At 53.1% G+C, this 6,109-nt stretch carries 4 protein-coding genes and 1 pseudogene; 3 read left to right on the top strand and 2 right to left on the bottom strand.

The features are described from left to right. Window positions 1-1,174, top strand: a pseudogene (locus NCN04_RS06570) (glycosyl transferase); the annotation flags it as partial. On the opposite strand, the gene NCN04_RS06565 reads toward NCN04_RS06570, so the two are convergent. Together NCN04_RS06565 and NCN04_RS06560 are read right to left on the bottom strand one after the other, a co-directional pair. Further along, entirely contained in the window at window positions 1,127-1,771 is a 645-nt protein-coding gene (locus NCN04_RS06565; protein ID WP_071840706.1) for a DUF4079 domain-containing protein, read from the bottom strand. The pseudogene NCN04_RS06570 and the gene NCN04_RS06565 sit on opposite strands and share 48 nt — an antisense overlap. Further along, on the bottom strand, window positions 1,750-2,496 hold the full coding sequence (locus NCN04_RS06560) for a precorrin-2 C(20)-methyltransferase (protein ID WP_250395562.1): 747 nt from the start codon (window positions 2,494-2,496) through the stop codon (window positions 1,750-1,752). The genes NCN04_RS06565 and NCN04_RS06560 overlap by 22 nt, the downstream gene beginning before the upstream one ends. Window positions 2,497-2,601: 105 nt before the next feature. On the opposite strand from NCN04_RS06560, the gene NCN04_RS06555 reads away from it, so the two are divergent. Beyond that, a complete protein-coding gene (locus NCN04_RS06555; RefSeq protein ID WP_250395561.1) occupies window positions 2,602-3,159 on the top strand; it encodes a 1,2-dihydroxy-3-keto-5-methylthiopentene dioxygenase in 558 nt (185 codons plus the stop codon). Window positions 3,160-4,132: 973 nt separating this feature from the next. Further along, the gene (locus NCN04_RS06550; protein ID WP_250395560.1) at window positions 4,133-4,780 is read left to right on the top strand and encodes a response regulator transcription factor; all 648 of its coding nucleotides are present in this window, start codon (window positions 4,133-4,135) and stop codon (window positions 4,778-4,780) included. Window positions 4,781-6,109 lie beyond the last annotated feature (1,329 nt).

The raw sequence follows: 6,109 nt of genomic DNA, 5'->3' as shown, positions 1-6,109 counted from the left end.
CGGCATCAGCCTGACCCGTCAGCACTGGCGACTGCTTTATCTGCAGGAAAAGCTCAGCGCTGGCTTGGCAGCGGAAACGATGGCTGATTTCGTGCACCAGCGCCAACGCTGGGCCTCTGGCACGTTGCAAAGCCTCAGACTCAGCAGCGGCCCCTTGCGTCGTCAAGGGTTATCGCTTGGGCAACGCATCGCTTACCTCGAGGGCGTGATGCATTGGTTCAACAACGTGCCAAGGCTGGTGCTGATGCTGATGCCGCTCAGCTACGGCCTTCTGGGCATCATCCCGATCTTGCTCAACAGCCAAGCTGCATTGACCTTGCTCCTCCCGCTTTGGAGTTTGCAAGTGTTGAGCCTCGGCTGGTTAAACCGTGGGTCACGAACAGCTTTTTTGAGCGAACTCACTGGCTGGGTGCTCACCGTTCCGCTCACCGTGACCGTGCTGGCCAACCTGATTGGACGCATCGGTGGATTTCGAGTGACCCCCAAGCATCAGCGCCGTGATCGCGGAAGCTACAGCGCGGAGCTGCTGCTACCACTGTTGGCCCTAGTCCTGTTCAATCTGGTGAACCTCTACGGGCTGCTCTCCAACGCCAGCGATCTGCCAGCTCAGGTGCTCGCCGGCCGTCCGGTCGGCTTGGTGTGGGGCGTGATCAATCTGCTCAGTTTGATCGTGGCGATTCGTGCCTGCTGGGACCCTGCCGCACAGGACCTCTCCCCGTGGCAAAAGCTCAAAACAGAAGCCTGGATCGAAGACGACGGGGGGCACCGTTACCCCTGCCGCATTACGGCCTTAAGCGAAAGCGGCGCCAGGATCACCTACTCCCGTTCGCCCTTGCCATGGGTTGCCAGTTCCAGGCTGCGCTGGTGCCAAGAGCTGCCGGCTTTACCAGTGAACTTGATGCACACAACAGAGACAGAAGCCCTTCTCCACTGGGGACACTTGCCGCGGCAAGAGCGCTATGCCCTGATCCGCTGGCTGTTTTGCCGGCCGGGATGCTGGGTTGATCGGCAGGCACCTCAGGAAGGCCGTGCCTTGCTGGCCCTAGTCCGGCGACTGATCGCACCACCAAAGAGCAGCCCCTTCAACCCGAGCCTGATCCCGCAGCACTCGCCCACACTCCAAACCTCAGCGCATGAAAAGATCCCGCGTCCCCGTGATTGCCTGCGTGGCTAGCAACAAAGCAACAACAACATTCATCGACACATGCAGCCGTCGCATCCAGAGCCGACCAGCAATCTGCTTCTGCATCACCACGGCAGCCAACATGAGGGCGATGAGAGCTGAACCACCCCAAAGATGCGACTGCCAAACCGCTGTTGGGTAGGCCTGACGCCACTGGAGCAAGGCAGGCTGTGAGGCAATCAGGATCAGGGTGAACCAACAGGCTGCTGCCCACAACATCTTTGCGATGACTCCTTTGGCACCTAACAACGCCACGTAAGCCGCTGCAGCACCAATTACAGCCAGCAAAAAACCCAGCATCTGATCAGACTGCATCCCTCCAGCCAGTGCGTTGTGAAACAACGCCACCAACACCGCCAAGACCATGCCCCCGGTGACCCAACGCCCGTGATCGGCATGTTCCACCGGAACCGTTGGTGCAATCGGATTGAGATCCAGCCGCCGCTCGCGCGCCAAAATCCCCAACCGAATCGTGGCACCCACCACCGGATAGACAAACAAAATCATCAAGACGGGGTGAACCAACCCGAGCCAATTCAAGGACGTGAGAAACGAAGCGCTTTCTGTCAAGGCAATACCCCAGGCCAAGTCTGCCGAATGAGAAGCAGTGAAAAATAGGGTCTCGACTCAGCGGGAATCTCGTTGGCACGTGCCAAGACCTGATCAGGCCACCCCACCCGTTGCGCGAACAGGGAGCCCTCAAGCAGCTGACGCCTCTCGAGGCAGGCCCGAACCCATGGCCATCGCTGACCCAACTTGATCAAGGCCAACACCATGGAGTTGGACCCAGCTGAGTCAAGCAATCGCTCCAGATCTGATTCACGGTCTGGGCAAGGACGAATCAACACCCCGTCTTGCTGCAAGGCAAGGGGCCAATCCATCGCCAGCTCTGCACTCGCAGCGGCTGCGGCACAAACCGCCGGAATACCTGGAATCAACTTGAGCGTGAGATCAGGGTGCTGCTTGCGCAGCGCCAGCTGCACATAACTACTCGTAGCAAACAGAGAAGCATCACCTTCACAGAGCAAAACCACCGACAAACCTCGGCGCAGCTCGAACGCCAACGAATCGGCAGCATGCCGCCAAGCCTTCAACCGTGGCTCAGCTTCCGCCACCATCGGAAAAACCAGAGGCAGTCGCCGCTGACTAGATCGCGTCCAGCGAGAAGCAATGGTCCAAGCCATTCCATCGGCATCGGCACGTGCGACGGGATAGGCCACTACATCGGCGGTTTCAATCGCGCGAACAGCAGCAATGGTGAGAAGCTCTGGATCACCAGGGCCCACTCCGATCAATTGCAGCGCATGAGGCACAGGATCCACGACCAACAGTTCAACAATGACAGCGTCTGGTGGAGCAAGCCCCACGGCACACACTCATCAGGGCTAGAGAGGTGAGGTTCAAACAACGCCACGCTGATGACGGAGCTGAGGATTTACGCAGCGCGAGTCGCGGGCGTTGCTGCAGCACCAGAGGCACTCCTCAGCACCAGCAACGCTGTACAGATCAGCGCAGAACTCAAAACGCGAGGCATCAAGTTTCAGCGTTGGCCCAGCAAGCCAGAGCTTGAGCCAGGAGCCATGCAAGAGCAGATTTTGGAGGCCTATGCATCGCTGATTGCATCCGTCCAAAAAAACGAGGGCTACCAAACTGTGGATGTGATGCGCGTTGGGGGCGATCAGCTCAGCGGCTCAACGTTGCGCCAAACATTCCTGCAAGAGCACCAGCATGCAGAGGATGAAGTGCGCTTTTTTGTGGAGGGTTGCGGGCTCTTTGCACTTCACATCAAGGATGAGGTGCTTCAAGTGATCTGCAAAGCCAATGATTGGATCGCAATTCCAGCTGGAACCCGGCACTGGTTCGACATGGGCGTCGACCCGAACTATTGCGTGATTCGTTTTTTTAAAAACTCAGGAGGGTGGGCGGCGTCTTTCACCCATGATCCGATCGCCGATCACTATCCAGGCCTTGCTTAAGCCAGACAACAGCCAATCCAAGACTGATGGATTGAGGATTCGGTCTCATCGGAGACAGTCAGCAGGCACCTCCAAATCAAATGATGATCAGGTCTTCAAACAAATCTCATGGGCTATCTGATCGTCGCTGGTTGCGTTGCTCTTGCAGCTGCAATGTCCAAGTCATTGACTGACAAAAAGTAATCAATCGCCAAAGCGGGCAAGGTAACGAGCCGTCACATGAGACCCATCATTGGTGACGCCATCAACCAACAAGTGAACTTCGAAAGAGTGCTTATTTGACGGCATCTTGCACTGAGCTTCGAGATGCTGTTTGCAGCTCATGCTCTTGGTTTGGATAGCTTAGGCGCATGTCCAGAGCTGCTCTCTGACCGGAGCAGCTTTTTTTTTGGAGTGATCTCAAACAGGAGCATTAAGGAGAGATCACCGCACTGACAGACGCAAAGCTCACGGCCCCGAGGAATCACAGTCGAATTCCCAGAACAGCTCGCCTGACAACCAGAAAACCAGAACTGCAGCCTGCCCGTACTCAACGAAAGGCTCGCCAAACAAGACATCACTGCATCAACGCACAGTTGCAACGATCAACAAGGATCGATCACAACTGAATGAAGCAAGCCCCCATGCCAAGAGAAAATCCAAACATCGAAAGAGCAGGAGCAATCAGCAGAAAGTTACGATTAAGCACCACCCCTCGGCGATTTGATCAATAACGCCAACAACCCTGAACGCAACAACCTCAAGCTCCTAAAACACCATCAAAGCCTTACGAATACAAGATTTCCTCAAACCATAATCACAGAAGTATTCGTCGCAGACAAAAACGAAGCAGACGACGCATGAATATTCAATGATCATGATGGGCAGAAGGGCAAGGCGCAGGTACCATTAATCATCTACTTACAGACAAAAACAGTTGAGGATTAACCCATCTGAGGGCTCATTAAAGAAGGCAGTTGATGCCTGCAAGCAGATGCTGGCAAACAAAAGAATCTTGGTTTGCTCTAAAAACCGCCTTACGCTCACCGCAGTCACCCTTGCTGAGCCAATCCTGCAATCTTTGGTAGGTGGCACTACAACGGAAGACGAGGCACTGCAGATACAACTGGAGAGCAATCCAGACCTCTTGATTACCAGTGAAGATCTAGAAAGGGGCTACGGGATCAGACTGGTAGAAAAAGCGAAAAGGAAATCCCCAGACCTCAAAGCTCTCATTTTCTTATCACGTGAAAGCCCAGAGGTGGTTCAAGAAGCAATGGAGGCTGGAGCAGATGGAGTGATGTTCGTCTCTTCCATCGGCACAGGAGACGGTGACTTCATTAACGCCTTAAGAACAACCAACAAAGGAGGTATTTACTATCCAAGGGCTGTACTTGAAGCAGCAACAGCAAAAGTCAAACCAGCACCAATTCTTGTGGAGCCATTATCAGAAAGAGAGCTAGAGGTTATTCAATGCATTATTTACGGAATGAAGAACACTGAAATCGCCGACACATTGCTAGTTTCCGCTGAAACAGTTAAAAGCCATGTCAGCACAGCCATTCACAAACTTGGAGTCAGAGACAGGACACAAGCAGCAGTCTTTGCATTAACGCATGGCTTGGTTGAAGCACACATTTAAAGCCGCAATCATCGGAGCAAAGACCATTCCATTCATCTGGCCGCGAACGCCTAGAGAGCCCAAAATCTTCCAAGCCGTTATCTTCACCAGCAATCTCAGCATCAGCTCGAATCAAGATAAATTCCTGATAGCTGAGGAGCTATAAGCAGAATCAAATGATCTTTGAGCTAGCCCCTTCAAGTACTCATCAGAATGATTTTAACGCGCCCAAATCATTCGTTCGTAAGTTTGCGAAGGAAGCGAAAGCACAATCCGATACGCTCGACGCCATCGAGCTGTTCATTGTCTAATCACAGCTCATTCTTCTTTGGGCATTCGCCCAATGCCATCCTTCTAAAAGTAAAAAGCAGGGCGATCAAGCTTGCTTCTGTGTGTTGTCCATAAGCCACTAATGATCTCAATGACTATCAACACCACAACGATGCATCCTGATGTCTTCTGGTTTTCCAAAACTCCATTCAGAGCCTGAACTTCAACCTGCGCAAGATCCTCCAAGCGCAACACGATCAGCGAACGATCCCAACGTTGCTCGCAATCCGAGCAACGCAAGAAATCAGCCTAGGGACAACGCCTGAGAGAGGAGTGGCTGGGTGATCGGGCAAAGTTTGGTGAGAAGCCTGATGCTCAGAAGCTGGAGCAAGCCAAGACTGTGATCAGGGGCTTTCCATCTTCATGGGCTTGATTGGCCTTGGGATGACAAGAGAGGGCATCTGGTGGATTTGGGCGTCCTTTCCTTGAGCGTGATCATCTATGGGTCCCCATAGGCAATAGTCTTTTGGCAACGGCTCGTAGCGGATCCATGCTGAGAGAACTCTGGAGGAACTCAGCACAAGGCATCGCTAAAGCAATCAAGAAGAACTCATGATCCGTACTATCTGCGCCTTTACAGCTGGCTTCACCGTCGCAGCATGGATTGGATTAGAGGCAAGCCCGAGATTGATCGATCAGAAAGGTGTGATACGTGAATCCCTCGTCCTTGAAGCCCTCGCATACACCAGCTCAGCAGTTGCCGCCGCATCAGCAACCTATATGCTTATCTCAAAAAGATGATTCACAACAGAATTCCTATAACAACAGATTTTGCCAATCACAACATCAATTCAAGCTTCGTTCATGAATTCGAAGGAGTGTATTCGAAGAACTGAGACGAAGAGACTTAACAAAGCACATCAAGAATCAGAAGCATCTCAGCAGGTAGAACGCTGCTACGAGTAATGTTTGTCACATCAAGCAGCGCTGCAGATGCCTGATTGGTTTTGGAAAGGGGTCGTCACAGGGGTGTGTGGAGGAATCACCCTTAAACTGCTTCAGTGGCTTGCTATGCCGCCG

This window comes from Synechococcus sp. MU1655, assembly GCF_023630655.1.
Lineage (GTDB): Bacteria > Cyanobacteriota > Cyanobacteriia > PCC-6307 > Cyanobiaceae > Synechococcus_C.
This window is presented reverse-complemented; position numbering and strand designations above follow the sequence as displayed.

Excerpts from the sequence above, each read along its gene's own strand:
- NCN04_RS06555 (WP_250395561.1), top strand. The coding sequence starts at position 2,602 with ATGACGGAGCTGAGGATTTACGCAGCGCGAGTCGCGGGCGTTGCTGCA.
- NCN04_RS06550 (WP_250395560.1), top strand. The coding sequence starts at position 4,133 with ATGCTGGCAAACAAAAGAATCTTGGTTTGCTCTAAAAACCGCCTTACG.